General features: G+C 64.0%; 20 protein-coding genes. 5 read left to right on the forward strand and 15 right to left on the reverse strand.

Annotation, left to right across the window (positions count from 1 at the left end; translation table 11 throughout):
* From C5C07_RS13360 to C5C07_RS13370, 3 genes are read right to left on the reverse strand one after another with little or no spacing between them, the layout of a single operon-like run.
* Positions 1–1,143: an ABC transporter permease gene (locus C5C07_RS13360; RefSeq protein ID WP_115805265.1), complete on the reverse strand. Its 1,143-nt coding sequence runs from the start codon at positions 1,141–1,143 to the stop codon at positions 1–3.
* Positions 1,140–1,817, reverse strand: coding sequence for an ABC transporter ATP-binding protein (locus C5C07_RS13365; RefSeq protein WP_004975976.1), 678 nt, complete (start codon positions 1,815–1,817; stop codon positions 1,140–1,142). The genes C5C07_RS13360 and C5C07_RS13365 overlap by 4 nt, the downstream gene beginning before the upstream one ends.
* Positions 1,814–3,280, reverse strand: a complete 1,467-nt coding sequence (locus tag C5C07_RS13370) for a hypothetical protein (protein WP_115805266.1) — start codon at positions 3,278–3,280, stop codon at positions 1,814–1,816. The genes C5C07_RS13365 and C5C07_RS13370 overlap by 4 nt, the downstream gene beginning before the upstream one ends.
* A 282-nt stretch (positions 3,281–3,562) precedes the next feature.
* Between C5C07_RS13370 and C5C07_RS13375 the strand changes: the two genes are divergently transcribed.
* Together C5C07_RS13375 and C5C07_RS13380 are read left to right on the forward strand one after the other, a co-directional pair.
* Positions 3,563–3,910: a helix-turn-helix transcriptional regulator gene (locus tag C5C07_RS13375; RefSeq protein ID WP_004975978.1), complete on the forward strand. Its 348-nt coding sequence runs from the start codon at positions 3,563–3,565 to the stop codon at positions 3,908–3,910.
* Positions 3,910–4,236 carry a hypothetical protein gene (locus C5C07_RS13380; RefSeq protein ID WP_004975981.1) on the forward strand — a complete coding sequence of 109 codons (327 nt, stop codon included), beginning with the start codon at positions 3,910–3,912 and terminating at the stop codon, positions 4,234–4,236. The genes C5C07_RS13375 and C5C07_RS13380 overlap by 1 nt, the downstream gene beginning before the upstream one ends.
* Before the next feature lie 398 nt (positions 4,237–4,634).
* On the opposite strand, the gene C5C07_RS21735 is transcribed toward C5C07_RS13380, so the two are convergent.
* A complete protein-coding gene (locus C5C07_RS21735; RefSeq protein ID WP_199522737.1) occupies positions 4,635–4,796 on the reverse strand; it encodes a hypothetical protein in 162 nt (53 codons plus the stop codon).
* A 129-nt stretch (positions 4,797–4,925) separates the two neighbouring features.
* The gene (locus tag C5C07_RS13385; RefSeq protein ID WP_115805267.1) at positions 4,926–5,207 is read right to left on the reverse strand and encodes an HPr family phosphocarrier protein; all 282 of its coding nucleotides are present in this window, start codon (positions 5,205–5,207) and stop codon (positions 4,926–4,928) included.
* Between the two features lie 128 nt (positions 5,208–5,335).
* On the opposite strand from C5C07_RS13385, the gene ptsP reads away from it, so the two are divergent.
* On the forward strand, positions 5,336–7,018 hold the full coding sequence (gene ptsP, locus C5C07_RS13390) for a phosphoenolpyruvate--protein phosphotransferase (RefSeq protein ID WP_115805268.1): 1,683 nt from the start codon (positions 5,336–5,338) through the stop codon (positions 7,016–7,018).
* A gap of 78 nt (positions 7,019–7,096) precedes the next feature.
* Here the strand turns inward: ptsP and C5C07_RS13395 are convergent, their stop codons facing one another.
* From C5C07_RS13395 to C5C07_RS13420, 6 genes are all read right to left on the reverse strand, one after another.
* A complete protein-coding gene (locus C5C07_RS13395) occupies positions 7,097–7,558 on the reverse strand; it encodes a PTS sugar transporter subunit IIA (RefSeq protein ID WP_004975995.1) in 462 nt (153 codons plus the stop codon).
* Positions 7,559–7,673: 115 nt separating this feature from the next.
* Positions 7,674–9,116 carry a PTS galactitol transporter subunit IIC gene (locus C5C07_RS13400; RefSeq protein WP_049905142.1) on the reverse strand — a complete coding sequence of 481 codons (1,443 nt, stop codon included), beginning with the start codon at positions 9,114–9,116 and terminating at the stop codon, positions 7,674–7,676.
* A 176-nt stretch (positions 9,117–9,292) separates the two neighbouring features.
* Positions 9,293–9,589 (reverse strand): PTS sugar transporter subunit IIB, encoded by a 297-nt coding sequence (locus C5C07_RS13405; protein WP_004976001.1) that lies wholly within the window; start codon positions 9,587–9,589, stop codon positions 9,293–9,295.
* Positions 9,590–9,689: 100 nt separating this feature from the next.
* A complete protein-coding gene (locus C5C07_RS13410; RefSeq protein ID WP_004976006.1) occupies positions 9,690–10,367 on the reverse strand; it encodes a triose-phosphate isomerase in 678 nt (225 codons plus the stop codon).
* A 28-nt stretch (positions 10,368–10,395) separates the two neighbouring features.
* Positions 10,396–11,172, reverse strand: coding sequence for a class I fructose-bisphosphate aldolase (locus tag C5C07_RS13415; RefSeq protein WP_115805269.1), 777 nt, complete (start codon positions 11,170–11,172; stop codon positions 10,396–10,398).
* Positions 11,173–11,174: 2 nt separating this feature from the next.
* The gene (locus C5C07_RS13420; RefSeq protein WP_004967184.1) at positions 11,175–11,600 is read right to left on the reverse strand and encodes a secondary thiamine-phosphate synthase enzyme YjbQ; all 426 of its coding nucleotides are present in this window, start codon (positions 11,598–11,600) and stop codon (positions 11,175–11,177) included.
* A 213-nt stretch (positions 11,601–11,813) separates the two neighbouring features.
* On the opposite strand from C5C07_RS13420, the gene C5C07_RS13425 reads away from it, so the two are divergent.
* Together C5C07_RS13425 and C5C07_RS13430 are read left to right on the forward strand one after the other, a co-directional pair.
* Positions 11,814–12,575 carry an IclR family transcriptional regulator gene (locus C5C07_RS13425; RefSeq protein WP_004976010.1) on the forward strand — a complete coding sequence of 254 codons (762 nt, stop codon included), beginning with the start codon at positions 11,814–11,816 and terminating at the stop codon, positions 12,573–12,575.
* Positions 12,576–12,921: 346 nt separating this feature from the next.
* A complete protein-coding gene (locus tag C5C07_RS13430) occupies positions 12,922–14,382 on the forward strand; it encodes an FGGY family carbohydrate kinase (RefSeq protein WP_004976013.1) in 1,461 nt (486 codons plus the stop codon).
* Positions 14,383–14,912: 530 nt separating this feature from the next.
* Here the strand turns inward: C5C07_RS13430 and C5C07_RS13435 are convergent.
* From C5C07_RS13435 to C5C07_RS13450, 4 genes are read right to left on the reverse strand one after another with little or no spacing between them, the layout of a single operon-like run.
* On the reverse strand, positions 14,913–15,125 hold the full coding sequence (locus C5C07_RS13435) for a hypothetical protein (RefSeq protein WP_115805270.1): 213 nt from the start codon (positions 15,123–15,125) through the stop codon (positions 14,913–14,915).
* Positions 15,122–16,246: an ABC transporter ATP-binding protein gene (locus C5C07_RS13440; RefSeq protein ID WP_004976018.1), complete on the reverse strand. Its 1,125-nt coding sequence runs from the start codon at positions 16,244–16,246 to the stop codon at positions 15,122–15,124. Before C5C07_RS13440 ends, C5C07_RS13435 begins: the two co-directional genes overlap by 4 nt.
* A complete protein-coding gene (locus tag C5C07_RS13445) occupies positions 16,243–17,319 on the reverse strand; it encodes an ABC transporter ATP-binding protein (protein ID WP_115805271.1) in 1,077 nt (358 codons plus the stop codon). Before C5C07_RS13445 ends, C5C07_RS13440 begins: the two co-directional genes overlap by 4 nt.
* Positions 17,316–18,320 carry an ABC transporter permease gene (locus C5C07_RS13450; RefSeq protein WP_004976026.1) on the reverse strand — a complete coding sequence of 335 codons (1,005 nt, stop codon included), beginning with the start codon at positions 18,318–18,320 and terminating at the stop codon, positions 17,316–17,318. Before C5C07_RS13450 ends, C5C07_RS13445 begins: the two co-directional genes overlap by 4 nt.

Consider the following 18,320-nt stretch of genomic DNA (forward strand, 5'->3'; position numbering starts at 1 on the left):
TCAGCTCCGAAGCGCGTCGACCGGGCGGTCGTTGGCGGCCTTCCACGCGGGGTAGACACCGCTCAGGACGCTCGCCACGACGGCGAATGCGAACCCGAACAGGAGGTACTGGGAGCTACTCCAGTTGAACACGGCCATCGCGTTACCCGTGAGTAACTGGAACATGGCCAGTCCGACGAGGAGCGACCCGAGCGCTCCGATCAATCCGCCGACGGCACCCATGAGGGCGGCCTTGGTCAGAATCATCCGGAGTACCTCACCACGGCGAATCCCGACGGCCCGGAGGACGCCGATTTCGCCGCGGCGTTCGACCGTGCTCATCAGCATCACGTTGAGGATGGCGACGCTCGCCACGACGAGCGAGATGGCACCGATAGCGAGCAGCGCGTAGTTGAGCGTGTTCAGGAACGTTTCGAGGCTGTCTAAGCTCCCGAACGTGCTCACGCGTAGCTCCTCGTCGTCTTCCCCGTTGAACTGGGCGTCGATCACGTCAGCGAGGGCCGCGGCCGCGTCGCTATTGCCGGCGACGACGGTCACGGTGTCGTACCCGTCCTGCTCAGAGAGCGCTGACATCGGCAACACAAGTTGGCCGCCACCGCCGCCGAAGCCACCCGACTCCTCGAGGAACCCGCTGATGCGGTATATCTGACCGTCGTACTCGACGGGGTCGCCGAGTTCGAGGTCAAGTGTCTCGGCGGTGCCGTTGCTGATGAGCGCCCCCGAAGCCAGCCGATTCGGTGCGTCGCCGTTCGTGAGGTTGTACAGCGCGGCGGCGTTCGTCACCCCCGTGACGCTCATCCGCGCCTCCTCGCCGTTTCGCGCGGTTAGCGCCGTCGAGTTCGACTTCTGTGGAACCACCTCCGCGTCACTCACGATGTCACGGAGCGTTTCGACCTGCGCTCGGGTGACGCCGTCGGTGGCGCTGTCCGCTCCCGAGGCGATCGTCACATCACCGCCGATAGAGCCGAGGTCGGAGGTGGCCTGCTGTTGGAGCGCTGCACCCGCCATCCCGAGCGACGCAATGGAAATCACGCCGATAACGATGCCGAGTGCCGCCAGCACCGTTCGCGTTCGGTTGCGGCCGAGGTTGCGCCACGCCATGAGCGCGCTCGGATACCGCCACAGGTAATCGGCGATACTCACGGCTGATCCACCTCTTGGATGACGCCGTCGACGATGCGGACGGTGGTGTCGGTGTAGTCGAGCATCTGGTCGTCGTGAGTGACCGCGACGATGGCGACGTTCTCGTCTTCCTTCAGCCGCGTCAGTTCTTCGAGAATCGTCTGACCGGTGTCCTGGTCGAGGTTCCCCGTGGGCTCGTCGGCCAAGAGGATGTCCGGTTCGTTGATGAGCGACCGCGCGACTGCGACACGCTGTTGTTGGCCGCCGGATAACTGGTCGGGCGTGTGGTCTAAGCGGTCGCCGAGACCGACGCGACGGAGCAACTCAACCGCGCGGTCGTGCCTGTCTACCGAGGTGTTCCACATCGAGGGGAGTTCGACGTTCTCGACCGCCGTCAGCATGGGAAGCAGGTGGAAGTCCTGGAACACGAACCCGATTCCCGTTCGGCGCTCTTCGGTGAGTTCGTCCTCGCTGAAGTCGGTCACGTCGCGGGCGTCGAGGTGGACGTGGCCCTCGGTGGGCGTGTCGAGCAGTCCGATCATGTTGAGCATGGTACTCTTGCCCGAACCCGAAGGGCCGATGACGGTGACCATCTCGCCGCGGTCGGCGCTGAAGTCCACGCCCTTGAGCGCCTCAACCGTTTCCACACCGCTCTGATAGCGCTTGATGACATCCTCGAGTTCGATGACGCTCATGACTGTTGTCGTCGCCAGTAGACACCAGCAGCACCGACCGCAACGGCGAGTGCGATACCGAGCGCCGCCACGGAGAACCCGCTGCTGCCACCACCGGAACTACTGCTCGCGGCCGCACCACCCCGCGCGGCCGACTCGCTCGACGCGAGGTCGACGTGGACCGTCCGGACGAACTGCTCACCACCCGCAGAGTAGCGGATTTCGACGGGGAGGCTGTCGACCGAGCCGTTTGAATCCGTCTCGGCAGTCAGTTCGAACGTGGCGAACTCGCTGGATTCGACGGTGCCGACGAAGTACTCGCCGTTCGGCGCAGCCGGGCTGACCCCGGCGGCGTCACCGACGCTCATGAGCACGGAGTCGGCGTCACTGCTCCCGACGTTCGCGGCATCGCCGCTCAGCGTGACGGTCGAACCGCTCCGCGTCGCTTCGATACCGGTCAGTTCGATGTTCGACAACTCGCGGGGGTTGTAGTCGATGGTCGTTTCGGTCGTGTGGGCGTCACCACCGGCGGTGTACGCGGCGACGATGGTTACCGCACCCGTGGGAATGTCGGTCCCGCTGAGTGCGAACGTCTGCGACGTCTTCGGGTCGACGTCCGAGACGAGGGCGCGTTCAACGACCGTTCCGTCGACGACCGCCCGGAACTGAACGTCGGTGAGGCCGACGTTCCCGTACTCTGTGAGCGTCGTCTGAATGACCGACGACCCGTTCGACTCGGCCACCGTCGCGGTGAGACCGGTGTCGATATCAGCGGTCTCGGCGGTCACCGCCTTCTCGACGGTCGCTGTCCGCGTTGCTCCGGTCGCGGTTTTGTACTGGACCGTGCCGCGGAGCGTGTGCTCACCGGCTTCGGGAAATGTCACGTTGTACGTGTAGTCGGCCTTCGAACCGGGCGCGAGCGAGGCGCTCACGCGTTTCGGGTCCTCTACGTCGGCGTCGCCGCCGAGCGTGAGTTTGACGTTCGAAATCGTGTCGGTGTCACCGTTGGCAACGGTCACCCCGACGGAACGCTCGTCGCCCGCGACGGGGTCGAGGTGTTCGAACGAGATTGCGGCCTCGTCTGGTGGCTCGACATCTACGTACACCGGGTAGCTCACACGGGTGTATCCACCGCCTTGTCCCCTAACGGCCGCTTGGACGGTGAGCCGTTTTCTCCCCTCCTCGTCGAGGGTGACACTCATGGGAACGCTCATCTCACGCCCCGCGGTAAGCGACCCGAGATCTTCGGCCCGCGCGTACTCGGCCCCGCTCGGATCGCGGAGGTACACGTCGGTCACGTCGACAGACTCGTCGCCGACGTTGCTCAGGTTGACGGAGACGACGAACGGTTCGCCCGGTGCGGGGTCGCTAACGGACGCGTCGGCATGGATGGCGACTTCGGTCGCACCCGCCGTACTCGCGACGGCGCCGACCGACGACGTGAGCAACAACAACGCGAACACAGCGGAGAAGAACCGCTTCACCGACGCTCCACCCCGATTGCGCTCCGACGGCGAGCGAGTCGCCGTCCGATCCGTTGATAGGTCAATACTCGAACGCGGCCATCGGTGTCTGGCTGTCGTTTCACGAGAGAGCAAGCGGCAGATAGGTGATTAAACACCGACACAGATTTTCTGGGTCGGAAAGTTTGACCGGGTCACAGATGTCCGACTGCCGTCTCGGCCCGAGAGTATATAGGGCGACGCACGTTTTCTGGGCCAGAAAATCGACGCACCGATAAACATCACTCACGATGATACCCCGTTGTGTGTGAGGAGTCTACACCGGAGGAAGTCTACCACCTCCTCGACGACAAATACGCACGGACCATCCTCACGTCGACAGACACGACAGCGAAGTCCGCCAAAGAGCTCAGTGAAGCGTGCGACGCGTCGCTCCCGACGATTTACCGGCGCACCGAGCGCCTGATCGACTGCGGACTTCTCGAAGAGCAGACCGAACTCGAAGGCGATGGGCACCACTACAGCGTCTACAAAGCACGGCTCAAGCGCCTCACGGTGGAATTAGAGAACGATGAACTCAAACTCACAATCGAAGAACGGGAGCCCGAAACGATGGCGGACCGCTTCACGCGGATCTGGGAGGAACTGTGATGCAACCGCTTCAGATTGACCTTCTTACGCTGCCGATACGCTACGTGACGCTGTTCGCCGCGTTCTTCGTCACAATCGTGATGGGCCTGTTTATCGTCTTCCAGGCCTACCACGGATACCGTCGGAACGCGAACCGACGAATGTTGTTTCTCGCGGTCGGCCTCGCGTTCGTCACCGTCATTCCACCGCTCATGTCACTCGCCACCGCCTCGTTTGGGCTCCACGTCGACATCTACATGTTTTATCTGCCGCTCGGGACCGCGATAAGCCAAATCGTCGGACTGTCGTTTATCATCTACTCACTTGCGCTTCGGAGCGGGTCCTAGCGTTCGGCCGAGTCCGAGGCGCTTCCGATTCGGCGTCTTTCGCGCGCTTCAGAACCCGTCCAGCACCGGAGGCGACTCGGTCGCCGTCGTTCTCGGTAGCGAACGTCACTCCGGAGTGGGGAGACCGTTCGTGGCAAGGACAAACTATCATAAATCAGAAATAGATTTTCGAAATATACGTTTTAGCTGTCAATTAGGCCCAGAAATACGCGAGTACGCTGATTAATTCAATATATGGCCGGTCAGGCCAGATTATCGATACTCGAATAGCAGTCTAAGACAAATACTCCTCAAACACCGATAGATGGCCTGATACGTCTATTCATACGTACTGTCCGAACAGACCTAAAATGACATATCTTTAGATAATCTCTATTCCTCTCAATTATTGTATGTTTCTATCTCCGAACGAGAGACACAGACACCCCGCGAGGCCGCTCCCCCCCGCGGTCGAACTCGTCGTCGACCATCGCCAGCGCCCCGCCGGAGTTGAACAGCAGGCGGCTCACGATGGCGACCGTCAGAACGAGGCAGAATATCGGCTTGACGGCGATGCTCATCTGTCGTCATCATCCCGGCCGGCGGTCGCGAGCGTCGGTTCGGCGTCGAAGGTGCAAGCGGCTTTGTGGCCGCGGGTCGCGCTCGCCACGCCGTCGAGCGTCGCGGTCGACCGCGAGCCCGAGCGGTCGTTACGAATCGAGGTCGAAGTCGTTCTGGACGAGTTCGACGAGCCGTTCGACGGCCTGCTCGCCGTCGCTGCCGTCGGCGGTGATGACGATCTCTTCGTCCGGGCCGACGCCGAGCGAGAGGACGGCGATACTGCTTTTCGCGTCTACTTCCGTCTCCCCGCCTGTTTTCCGCACGGAGATATCCGTCTCGAACTTCGACGCCGTCTGGACGAACATCGACGCGGGGCGTGCGTGGAGACCGGTCTCGTGCTCTACGACTACTGTCGCTGATTTCGCTGCCATCCGTGCCACCATTTCCCACGCCGGTACTAAGGCCTTTCCGCTTGGCGAGCGTTTTTGCCGGCGGACGCGGACTAGTCGCGTGTGATGTTCGCAAGCGCAGCGTATCCAGCGGTAGCTACGAGGGACCGATGAGCGACCGTAGAATCTCGGGCGTCGGCGTGACACCGCTTCTCGGTGTCGGCACGGTCGTCCAGTACGATTCGACGGTCGACCTCGACGAGAGCGAGCGGTCGGCGGCCGGCCCCGAAGCTGAGCTTCGGCGGTTCGAGGCGGCACGGGAGACGGCGGCGGACGAGCTCGCTCGCGAACGGTCACGGACGGCCGAGCGCGTCGGCACCGAAGAAGCGGAAATCTTCGACGCGCACCAGCAGTTCCTCGCCGACCCACAGATCACCGACGGCGTCGAAACCGCGATCAGCGAAGACGGCCTCACCGCCGAGCGCGCCGTTTCGCAGGCGTTCGAAGACCCAATCGCCACGTTCGAGGCCGCAGACGGGATGTTCGCCGAGCGCGCGGACGACCTCCGCGACGTCCGCGACCGAGTGCTTCGCATCCTGCTCGACCGCGACCGGGTCGACCTCTCGGCGCTCCCCGAGGGAACGGTGCTCGTCGCGGAGCGACTCACCCCGAGCGATACCGCGCAGTTAGACCCCGACGCCGTCGCCGGGTTCGTCACGGTCGAGGGAGGACGAACCTCCCACGCCGCCATCATGGCACGGTCGCTGGCGATTCCGGCGGTGGTCGGCGTCGGCACCGATGTGCTCGACCTTGCTGACGGCACGCGCCTCGTCGTCGACGGCACCACGGGCGACGTGACCGTCGACCCAGACGCCGACGCCATCGCCGCGGCGCGGGAATCGGGCGGTGCAACGGTGGAACACGACCCCGTCACGACGGCCGGCGGCCGACACGTCGAAGTCGCCGCGAACGTCGGGACGCCGCGGGAAGCGGTGGCGGCCGCCGAACGCGGTGCGGACGGCGTCGGGCTCTTTCGAACGGAGTTCCTCTTTCTCGACCGGGAGACACCGCCGGACGAAGACGAGCAGTACGAGGCGCTCACCGAGGTGTGCGAGGCGTTCGCCGGGTCGCGCGTGGTCGTCCGAACGCTCGACATCGGGGGCGACAAGCCGATTCCGTACGTCGACTCCGACCCCGGCGACAACCCGTTTCTCGGCGTTCGCGGCGTCCGGTTCGCGCCGGGCGAGCGACCCGAACTGTTCGAAGAACACGTCCGCGCGATTCTGCGTGCGGCCGCCGGGCCGGCGCAGCTCGCCGTGATGTTCCCGCTGGTGTCGACGGTGACGGAACTCGACGCGCTCCTCGACGAAGTGAGCGCAATCGCCGCGGAACTGGACGAGGCGGGCGTCGACTACGCGGTTCCCGAACTCGGCGCGATGGTCGAGACGCCGGCGTCGGTGTTTCTCGCCCGCGAGTTCGCCGACCGCCTCGACTTCCTCAGTATCGGGACGAACGACCTCACGCAGTACGTGATGGCCGCGGCCCGCGACGACGACCGCGTCGCCTCCTTACACGACCCGCTTCACCCGCCGGTGCTCCGCGCCATCGCGCGGACGGTCGAGGCCGCTCACGACGGCGACGCCTGGGTCGGCATGTGCGGCGAAATGGCCGGCGACCCCGCGCACACGGAACTGCTCGTCGGGCTCGGTTTCGACGAGTTGAGCATGAGCGCCGTGACGATTCCCGAGGTGAAAGCGGGCGTCCGGGCCGTCGATGACGAGTCGGCGGCGGCGCTCGCCGAGGCTGCCCTCCGCGCCGAGACCAACGAGGACGTTCGAGCGCTCTTAGACTAACAACTGGAGTGGAGTGGAGTAGAAGACTGGCCGCTCGCTCGCCGTGAAGCGCCGCTCCGCGGCGTCGTCTTCTCCGGTTCAGCCGTCGAAATCGACGCAGCGCTCGACGACGAGGTCGAGCAGGCCGTCGGCGTCGCGGCGCTTCGTCAATTCGGCGAACTCCTCGGCCTGAAAGAGTTTGGCGAGGTTCGAGAGGAACGACGAGTAGCCCTCGGTCTCTGTCACGAGGAGCAACACGACGACCTCGGCGTCGACGCGCTCGTCGGGGTTGTCCATGCTTCGGAAGGCTATCGACTCGCCCGCGGGCGGCAATCCGAGGAGCACTGCCTGTTCGGAGACGTGGTCGGGGTCGGCGTGGGGGATGGCGATGCCGAACCCCATCGTCGGGATGTCGAGCCCCGTCGGATAGTCGGCTTCCCGCGTCAGGAGGGCATCCGCGTAGCTCTCGTCGGCCCATCCCCGGTCGTAAGCGTACGCGCCGAGTTCCGTGAGGACCGCTTCGTCCGTCTCGCCAGTCAGTTCGAGGCTTTCAGTTCGCATCGATGAGTCGTACGCGGGTCTCCGAGAAAAGTGTTGGTACCGGTTCGCCGACGGTTCGGCGAAGCACGGTGGCTCGTCGCGGTCGGGCCGCGGACGTCAACGGGGAACTGCGCGGTCAGTCGTCGGAGCGGCCCTCTGCGGCCGTCACGTCGGCTGACGAGCCGAGTTTGTTGGGCAAGAGGCCGCCGCCCTTCCCGGTGTGACGACGTTCGACGGTCTCCCGCGCTTTCTCTTCTGACGCGCCGGCGACCATGTACATCCGCTGGGGCCACATCCGAAGTGCGACCCAGATACCGAGGACGATGACGAGCCCGACCGCGAGGGCGACCGGCGCCGGGATGAGGGCAAGGACGCCCGTCGCGGGCGACCCCGCGTCAGCGACGGGCGACGTGATGAGCCCGCGGCCAGCGAGGTCGAAGCCCGCGCTCCCCGCCGCCTGCGTCAGGAGGGGCGCCACCGCGGAAGAGATGTAGTGCAGCGGAATCAGCAGGATGGTCCCCGTGACGACCATCTTCACGATGTTGCCGTTCATGATGGGAACCATCAGCGCGAAGAAGAACGGGAACGTCGCCAGGTCGATTCCCCACAGGACGTCGTTTCCGGGGAGGATGATCGACATCACGATGGCGATCGGGACGATGAGCAGGCTGGACGCGATGACCGACTCGTGGCCGATGAGGATGGCCGAGTCGAGGCCAATCGCCATGTCGCGGTCTTCGAACCGCGAGGTCATGAAGTTCCGAATCGACTCCGAAAGCGGCGTCAGCCCCTCCATGAGGATGCCGACCATCATCGGCAGGATGTGCATCACCGCGGCGAACGAGATGCCGGCGGTGAGGATGGCGTACCAGCTCTCGGCGACGAAAAGCGCGTTACTGTAGGCGGCGATACCGATGACGAGACCGATAGCGAGGCCGACGAAGATGGGCTCGCCGAGGATACCGAACCGGTCTTGAATCGCGTCGGGGTCCGCTTCGATGTTTCCGAGGGGTGTCTTGTCCACCGCCCAGTGAATCGGAATCGCGGCGACGGCGTACGGTGCCGAGGTTCCGTGCGGGATGGAGATGCCGGGCGTGTCGAACGTCTCTTCGACGGCCGGCTGCGTCCAGTCCGCGGCGACGAGGACGAACAGCCCAAGCGTCAGCCCGACCGCCACCGAGTACAGCCAGTTGTTCGTGCTCATGTAGACCAGCCCGCCGATGAAGGCGAAGTGCCAGTAGTTCCAGATGTCCACGTTGAGCGTGTAGGTAAAGCCGATAGCGAAGAGGACGAGGTTCATCGCCACGAACAGCGGAATCATCCAGACGCCGAGTTCCGCGATACCGAAGGCGATGGCGGCGGCGGCGGGCCAGCCGACGTCGACCGCCGGCAGCGTGATGCCGGTCACCTCGACCATCTGTTGGGCCAGCGGGCTGATGTTCTCGCTGAACAGTCCGATGACGAGATTGATGCCGATGAAGCCGATACCGATGAGGATGGACGAGCGCGCCGCCTTCAACACGTCCACCCGGAACGCGAGCGCGATGAGGAAGATGATTATCGGAAGGAGGACGCTCACGCCCAACGATTGGATTACGCTGTTGATAGAATTCAACAGGGAACTCACACCACTCTGTAAGAGTACTTCTGGTACTGCCATGTTATTGACTCACAACCCTGTCTCAGGATGAGAGTGATCCCACATAAATATTGCTATCGTTCGTGAAAAATCCGCGTCGCCGACTCGTCGAACAGTCAGTCTTCGAGCGCCGCGGCGATGTCGTCGAGGACCTCGTCTTGGCCGATACCGGTCATGAACGCCGTCGTGTGGATGACCGGGATGTCGAACTTGTCTTGGTTGAGCTGCGTCGTGGTGACGATAAGGTCGAAGTTCCCCGACGAGACCTTGCCGGGGGCCTCCGTCGCCTTCGCCTTGGCGATGGTCCCGATGTCGAGGCCCCGCTCCGGGAGTTTCTCTTTCAGCGCTTCCTTGACGACCGTCGACGTCGCGACCGATGTGCCACACACTACGAGGATGTTTTTCGTTGTCATTGACGTGTATTGCACATCATCGATGACCACTAAAAAGATTGCGCCGGTCTGACGCGCTGCAGTCGCCGAACCAAGCGGGGCGTTCGCCGTCGCCGGCGTCTCAGGGGAAACTCGCGGCGATGTCGCGGAGGAGCGACTCCGGATCCGACGCGAGCGACACGGCCGATGCGGCACCGGTCGCGTGACCGCCCTGTTCGAAGGCGAGGCGGACGTCCTCGGCGGTCGAGATGCCGCCGCCGACGAGGACGCGAGTGCGCGGGTTCTCCGCTTCGACCATCGACATGAAGGCGCGGACGCGGTCGGGGTGGGTCTGCGTGATCGCGCGGTCCGACGAGATGTCTTCGGGCATCTCGTATATCATCGAGTCGGGGTCGAACTCGGCGACCGCTCGGCCCATCTCGATGCTGTCGACGCAGACGACCGAGTCGAGGTCGAGGTCGCGGCAGCGCTCGATTTTCCACACGAGGTCGGACAGCGTGTCGCGGTTCTCCGCGTGGTTGATGACGACGCCGTCCGCCCCTGCGTCCGCGACGGTCTCAGGGAGGATTTTCCCCATCCCGCGACCGGGCTCGACGGCGTCCATCGCGGGCGCGGTGACGGCGAGGTCGGTGTGTTCGGTTATCAGCCGAATGTCCGGCAGTTGTGGCGTCAACACGAAGCGCGCGTCGGTCTCCGCTTCTATCGTTTCGAGCATGCGCGCGAACGCGAGCGCGTCCTCGCCGCTCGTATCCGGGTACACCTTGAAGTTGACCTGAAAGTGGGGGTACGGAAGGTTCATCAGTGGGTCCGGGAGGTGTTTCGGGAGGTCATAGCAACGTCTCGGCCTCTTCGATGGTCGCGCCCTCGTGGACGATGGCCGAGAGCGCGTCGATGATGGCGGCGGGGTCGTCTCGCTGCCAGACGTTGCGGCCGAACATCACGCCCTGCGAGCCGGCGTTGACGGCACCGTGGACCATCTCCAGTACCTCCCGGTCCGTCTCGACGGTGGGTCCGCCGGCGATGTACGTCGGCACCGGCGCGTTGTGTACGATACGCTCGAAGCCCGTGGGTGGGTACGGCGTCTTCAGGATGTCCGCGCCGAGTTCGAAGCCCAGGCGGTTGGCGTTGACGAGGTAGTCGGTGTCGAACTCGTCGTCGGCGCGCTGGCCCCAGAGGGTCGGCTCGACGATGAGCGGAATCCCCGCGTCGTCGCAGTCCTCGGCCGCGGCCGCGACGAACTCGGCGTTCTCCTTCAGCACGTCGGGGTCCTCCCGGCCGAAGACGAGCGCGACCTTCGCGGCGTCGGCCACGTCGGCGCAGTCTTCGACGCTGAACACCTGGGAGTGGATTTCGGCGTTTTCGATGTCGCCCGGCATCGTCGAGTCGTACAGGAGGTCGAGCGTGCCGATGGTGTGGACGTCGGCGGCGGCGATTCGGTCCTCGAAGCGCTTCAGGAATGGAACGCTCGCGAGGATACCGTCGGGGCCGGCGTCCAGCACCGTGTCGAGGAGCGCCGCGGGGTCCTCGAACCCCTCGAGGGAACCCCAATGGAGGCCGTGGTCGATAGCGACAGTCACCGATCGTCCGAGTGGTTGGTCCGTCATGGCTATTGTAGAATCGTCGTGGTAATCGTTCGCTCGCGCGGGCCGCACAGTTCGAAGAACATGACCTCTTCCCAGGTCCCGAGGTCGAGCTCCCCGTCGCGGAGGACGAGAAGGACCGGTCGCTTGATCATCGCGGAGATGAGGTGCGCGTGAGCGTTCGGCTGCTCACCTGCGGTGATGTGGTCGAGGTCGTGGTAGTAGCCCTCGTCCGGGGGGGCAATCTCCTTGAACTTGTCAATCATGTCGTCGAGGAGCTTCTCTTCGTACTCGTTAGTCGAGAGCGCCGCAGACGTGTGCGGCGTCGACACGTACACGAGTCCGTCGGTCACGCCGAGGTCCTCGATGGTCGCTTCCACCTCGGGAGTGACGCTCAGAATCTCGAACCTGCTGTGGCTCTCGATGGAGAAGCTCTCTGTCTGTATCTCCATACACCGTAGCTCAGGGAGTGAGCGTAAATAGTTTTTGCCGGCACTGCCCCGAACACCGCACAGCGGCCCTTAGACACCAGATACCTCGGTTCCACCTCGTCTGGCTCCGCCGTTCGAACGGCGTCGACGGTTCGCCCCGCTGTCTCGCTGAATCGAACAGCTGTTCTACTCGATGGAACAAACTATTTAGGGTTGCCTCGACGACACGCAGTCATGACAGAGAACGCGCCCCACCGGGTCGAAACGAGTCGGAAGACGATTCGGGTGCTCGACGCGCTCCGAGAACACGGGTCGAGCAGCGTGACGTTCCTCGCTCGGGAACTCGAGATGAACAAGAGCACGGTCCACAACCACCTCAGCACGCTCGAAGCCGAGAAGTTCGTCGTCCGCGACGGGACCGATTACGAACTGAGCCTTCGGCTGCTCGGGTTCGGGGGGTACGTACAGCACCGCCACCCGCTGTATCAGGTGGCGAAGCGCGAGGTCCACCGGTTGGCGTCACAGACCGGCGAACTCGCGAATCTGATGGTCGAGGAGTACGGGCAGGGCGTGTATCTCGCCTCCGAACAGGGCGAGCGAGCGGTCGATTTAGACATCTACCCCGGCCTCAGGCGGCCGCTACACGCTATCGGACTCGGAAAGGCGATACTGGCGCACCTCTCTCCCGAGCGCGTCGACGACATCATCGACGAACACGGCCTTCCCGCGGAAACCGACCAGACGATCACCGACAGGGCGGAACTCGACGCACAGTTGGCGACGGTCCGCGACCGGGGCTACGCCGTCGACAACGAGGAACTTATCCGGGGACTCCGGTGCGTCGGCGCGCCCATCATCGCGAAAGACGGGACTGTTCTGGGTGCAATCAGCGTCTCGCAACCCGTCAGCCGCATGAATAACGAACGGTTCACCGACGAGGTTCCCGATATCGTCCAGAGCGCCGCCAACGTCATCGAACTCCACGCGAACCACTAGCTATTACAAACGTACCTTTGTAACGACTTTCGCGACGACTCCTGCAAGCCTCCGCCGGCCCTGTCGAGACTGTTCAGCACCCTTGGACTAGTGTTCTCAATCACAGAATAGAAGGAATCTCAACGATAGTTCGTGTTTGTCCGATTATCGTTCTTATTTCGGTATCAACGCTCGGAATGTCATCTCTCCCGAAACGAATGTCGATTGAACGTGCGCTCGTCCGGATTGTATGCTAACAGCCACCAAATGAACTCTGCTGCGGCCGGTCTGTCGAACCGCGCGCTCGCGCGGTCGACAAGGTCACTGCCTCGGAAGGGTTTAATGGCGTCCTACGAGACCCCGTAGTATGGAGAGCCCGCAACTGGTCGGCGTTCATCTCGGTACCGCGAGCGTGCACGTCGATGTGTACAGCACCGACGGGGAACGACTCGCCGGTGGTGAGGCACCGGTCGCCGAGCAGACGACGCTCGCGTGGGAGCGTGCGCTCCACGAGGCGGCACCGGCGCTGCCGCAGACCGGTATCGGCTCGGTCGCAAGTACGTCGGGGACGGCCGTACTCGTCGATAAGTACGGCGAGCCGGTGTTTCCGCCGCAGATGTACTTCGATTCCGCGCCCGAACAGGCATCGAAGCTCCGCGACCTCGACCTGTCCGGCCTCTCGATTAACCAGAACATCGCGTTTTCTCCGACCAGCCCCCTTCCGAAGATTCTGAAGCTTCGCGAGGAACACCCCGAAAAGTTCCAGCGGGTGGAGTGGATTCTCAGCCCGACGACGTGGCTGTTGTATCGGCTCCGGTTCGACGCGTCGACGCCGTGGCACGATATCGAGACCGACTGGACGAACGCGTTGAAGTTCGGTGCCGACGTGACGACGCCCCTCCCCACGTGGTTCGAGTCGCTGTTCGAGACGCTCGACCTGCCTCGATCGCTCTTTCCGGCGATTCGACCCCCGGGGTCGTTCATCGGCGTCGCCGACGGCCAGTTAGCCGAGCGGACCGGCTTCGACGGTATCAAACTCTTTCAGGGACTCACCGACGGCAACGCCTCGGTGTTGGCGAACGGCGGCGTCAAACCGGGGGAGTTCAGCATCACCTTCGGCGCGTCGAGCGTCGTCAAGTACGTCTCGGAGACCGTCTCGCCGCACCCGGCGCTGTATTATCACCGCCACCCCATCGACGGCTACCTTCCCGGTGCGTCGTTCGACACCGGCAACCTCCTTCGGTGGTTCTTCGACCGCATCCTCAACTGTACGCCGGAGCGCGGGCTCGAACTCGCCCGACAGGTCCCGAGCGGAGAGGGGTACGAGATGTTCCTCAAGGGCAACCGAAGCCCGTTTTTCGACGCCGACGTCGCGGGGTCGCTCCTCGGACTCAACTACGACAACTCCCTGTCGACCGAGGAAGTCCACGGCCGACTGGCCCGCGGGCTCATCACCGGTATCATCCTGACCGAGTGGACCTACATCTCGCTTGTCGAAGAACACTTCGACACCGACATCGACCGCGTGCTCGTCATCAACGACGGGACGCCGACGCTCGACGGCAACTACGACTGGTGGAACACGCTCCGCGCGTCGATATGGGACCGTCCGGTCGTCGAGATGGAGCCGCGGACGACCGCCGGCGCGGTCATGGCCCCCGCGCTCATCACGTCGATTTACAGCGACGTCGAGACGGCAGCGGAAAACCTCCTCCGGGAGCGCGACGTTATCGAACCAGACCCGTCGATCGGCGCGGACTTCGATACGCAAAAAGAGGCGTACTTCGACCGATGGCGGGACATCGCGGAGTTCTATCAACGGGAGTGACGCCGAGTGCGACCGTTCACTGGCTCTGGTCGCCTTGCATCGGTCCATCTCGTCTCGCCTTCGCTCGTTCCCTGTCGATCGTGGCAACTCCCAGCCTCATTCACGAGCCAGTCGCGTCGTGTGTTCGATGCACAACGAGGCGGCGGGTTCAAGATAGCGAGCGACTCTGCCTTCGAAGGGTGAGGGCGCCCACATCCTAAACGACGAATTTGACAGATATAATAATATATCAAACAAAATATTTCGCCACCTCGACCGAATAACGTCTGAAGCGCAAATACCATGCGAATTAGAGGATTTAGCGTCCGGTATGTCGCTTGGACGTTTCGTTAACCGCTGAGTGCGTTCTCGGATAGACGATCTTTTGAAATCGTCTTATTCATCCCTTGGAGCCACCTATTCAACTATTTAGTGGTCCCCCTCGGAAAATTCGCTTGGTACTGACTACTATATTGAATGATTAATCACTACTCTGTTTTCTGATATTTATTATTGTGGGTACAGGGTGCGGACGGCGCACCCGTCGACTGCTACCCCCCGCGGTCGAACTCGTCGTCAACCATCGCCAGCGCCCTGCCGGAGTTGAAAAGCAGGCGGCTCACGACCACCCACGTCGGCACCGCGAGGACGACCAGCGCGACCGTGCTCGCGACGGGCGACAGCGGCGGCAACAGCCCGCGGTAGAACCACACGATGGCGAACGTCAGGACGATGCGAAGCATCGGTTTGACGGCGATGCTCATCTGTCGTCGTCACCCCGGCCCTGGTCCCGTCCGCGACCGTCGGTCGCGAGCGTCGGTTCGGCGTCGAAGTTCTCGATGCTGAATCGTTCGTCGACGCCCTGTGCGGCGCTCGGGACGCCCGCGCCGGTCTCGAACTCGTCGACGTGGATACAGGCGGCCTTGTGGCCGCCGGTCGCGCCCGCCACGTCGTCGAGCGTCGGGTCGATCGACGTGCACTCCTCGGTCGCCTCGGGACACCGCGGATTGAACGAACAGCCGGAGGGCGGGTCGAGCGGCGAGGGGACCTCGCCTTCGAGCACCTGCCGCTGCCGCGCCAGCTCCGGGACCGGCTGGGGAATCGCGCCCAACAGCGCCCGCGTATAGGGGTGTTGGGGGTTCGAAAACAGCTCGTCGGCGTCCGCGAGTTCGACGATTTCGCCGAGGTACATCACGGCGACGCGGTCGCAGACGTGGCGAATCACGCTGAGGTCGTGGGCGATGAACAGAAGCGTCAGGTCGAACTCCTCCTGGAGGTCCTCGAGCAGGTTGAGTATCTGCGCTTGAATCGACACGTCGAGCGCGGAGACGGGTTCGTCGGCGACGATGAAGTCGGGGTCGACCGCGAGCGCGCGGGCGATGCCGACGCGCTGGCGCTGGCCGCCCGAGAACTCGTGGGGGTAGCGGTTGGAGTACTGCGGCGGCAGGCCGACGGTCTCCATGAGTTCGTCCACGCGGGCGTCGCGTTCGCCCTCGTAGAGGCCGTGAATCTCCATCGGCTGTTTGATTATCTGGCCGACGGTCTTCCGACGGTTGAGACTCGACGCGGGGTCCTGAAAGACGATTTGGATGCGCTTTCGCATCTCCGTCATCTCCCGGTCCGACAGCGCCGTCAGGTCGGTGCCGTCGTAGCTGACCGTCCCCTTCGTGGGTTCGTCCAGCCGGAGGACCGATCGCGCCGTCGTCGACTTGCCGGAGCCGGACTCGCCGACGAGACCGAGCGTCTCGCCGCGCTCGATGTCGAACGAGACGCCGTTGACGGCTTTCACGGTCTCGTCGGCCCCGAGCAGGCGGTCGATGAAGCCGTCGTTCTGCGTGAAGTACTTGTGGAGCCCCGAGACGGACAACAGCGGGTCGTCGCTCATTGCGATGCACCTCCGTCGGTCGCGGGAGTCGCACGACTGCCGCCGTCAGCTTGCACGCCTTCGGTTTCGAGAGCCGACTTCGAGAGGTTGTAGCCGCGCGCGTGGAGACACGCCGCTTCCCGGCCGGGTTCGACCTCCCGGAGTTCGGGGTCGTACGACTCGCACTCGGCGGTCGCGTGCGGACACCGAGGGTGGAACGAACAGCCAGACGGCAGGTCCGTGAGGTTCGGCACGTCGCCTTTGACGGGCGTCAGCCGGTCGGTGTCGTCGGTGAGCCGCGGAATCGACCGCATGAGGCCGCGGGTGTAGGGATGCCGCGGGTTCTCGAAGAGTGCGTCCACCCCGGCGCGCTCGACGACGCGGCCGCCGTAGGCGACGGCGACGCGGTCGCAGGTCCCGGCGACGACGCCGAGGTCGTGCGTGATGAGGATGATACTCATCCCGTACTTCTCCTGGAGTTTGTCGAGGACGTTGAATATCTGCGTCTCGATGGTCACGTCGAGCGCGGTGGTCGGCTCGTCGGCGATGAGCACGTCCGGCTCGCAGGAGATGGCCATCGCGAGCAGCGCGCGCTGGCGCATCCCGCCGGAGAACTGGTGCGGGTAGTTGTCCACGCGCGAGGTCGGCTCTGGGATGCCCACGTCGGCCATGAGTTCGATGGTCCGCTCGCGGGCCGCCGCGTCCGAGACGTCCTGGTGGGTCTTGATGACCCGGCTGATCTGGTCGCCGACGGTGAACACGGGGTTGAGACTCGTCATCGGGTCTTGGAACATCATCGCGATGTCGTTGCCCCGAATCGACCGCATCTCCGCCTCGCTTTTTTCGAGCAGGTCGTCGCCGCGGTAGCGGACGCTTCCCCCCTCGATGCGACCGGGGGCGTCGACGAGTTGGAGCATCGACAGCGCGGTCACGGACTTGCCGGAGCCCGATTCGCCGACGATGCCGAGCGTCTCGCCCTCGTAGAGGTCGAACGACGAGCCATCGACGGCCTTGACGGTCCCCTCGTCGGTGTAGAACCGCGTGACGAGGTCGCGGATTTCGAGTACCGGTTGTTCGTCCGGCTCAGCGCTCATCGCTCGCCTCCGTCGTTGCGGGGGTCAAGCGCGTCGCGCAGGCCGTCACCGAGCAGGTTGAACCCGAGGATGGTGACGACGATGACGAGCCCGGGGAACACCGAGTACCACCACTCCCCACTGTAGAGGTAGCCGCGGGCGTTCGACAGCATCAGCCCGAGACTCGCGTTCGGCGGCTGGATGCCCAGCCCGAGGAACGACAGCGCGGCGCTGGCGAGGACGGCCGTCCCCATGTAGAGCGTCCCTTGGACCACGACGGTCGGCAGGGTGTTGACGGCGATGTCCTTCACGAGGATGTGTCGGTCGCTCGCGCCGAGCGACTTCGCGGCGTCGACGTAGTCTTCTTCCATCTCCTTGAGGACCGACCCGCGCATGACGCGCGCGAAACTCGGGATGTAGACGACGCCGATGACGGCGATGACCTTCACGATGTTTGGGAGCGTGAACGAGCCGTACTCCGTGCTTCCGACCCCGAGCACGCCGAGCACCGCGATGGCGAGGATGAGACTCGGGAAGGAAAACAGGATGTCCATGAAGCGCATGACGACCTCGTCGACCCAGGTGTTGCGGTAGTAGCCCGCAATCGCGCCGGCGCTCACGCCGAGCGCCATCGCGAAGCCGACGACGCCAAGCGAGACGGTCATCAGCGTCCGCAACCCGTAGATGATGCGCGAGAGGATGTCCCGGCCGTGGTGGTCGGTGCCGAGGTACGCCGTCGTCGTGCCGACGACCTCGCCGGCGTCGTTCTCGACGATCATCTGGGTGCCCATCGGCATCGGGTTGTGTTCGCCGTCCGGTGCCTCGAACTGCGTCGTCGGGTCGTGGGGGGCGAGAAACGGCGCGAACAGCGCGGTCAGGAGCATCGTGAGGATAATCGCGGTCCCCACGAGCGAGAGGGTGTTCTTGCGGAACTCCTTCCAGAACATCTCGAACTGACTGTGGTGCGTACCGGGGGCTTGCGCGGCCGGCACCGCCTCGTCCGTGTGGTCTGTCGTTGCCAT

Origin of the sequence: Haloferax sp. Atlit-4N (assembly GCF_003383025.1) — an archaeon.
GTDB lineage: Archaea > Halobacteriota > Halobacteria > Halobacteriales > Haloferacaceae > Haloferax > Haloferax gibbonsii.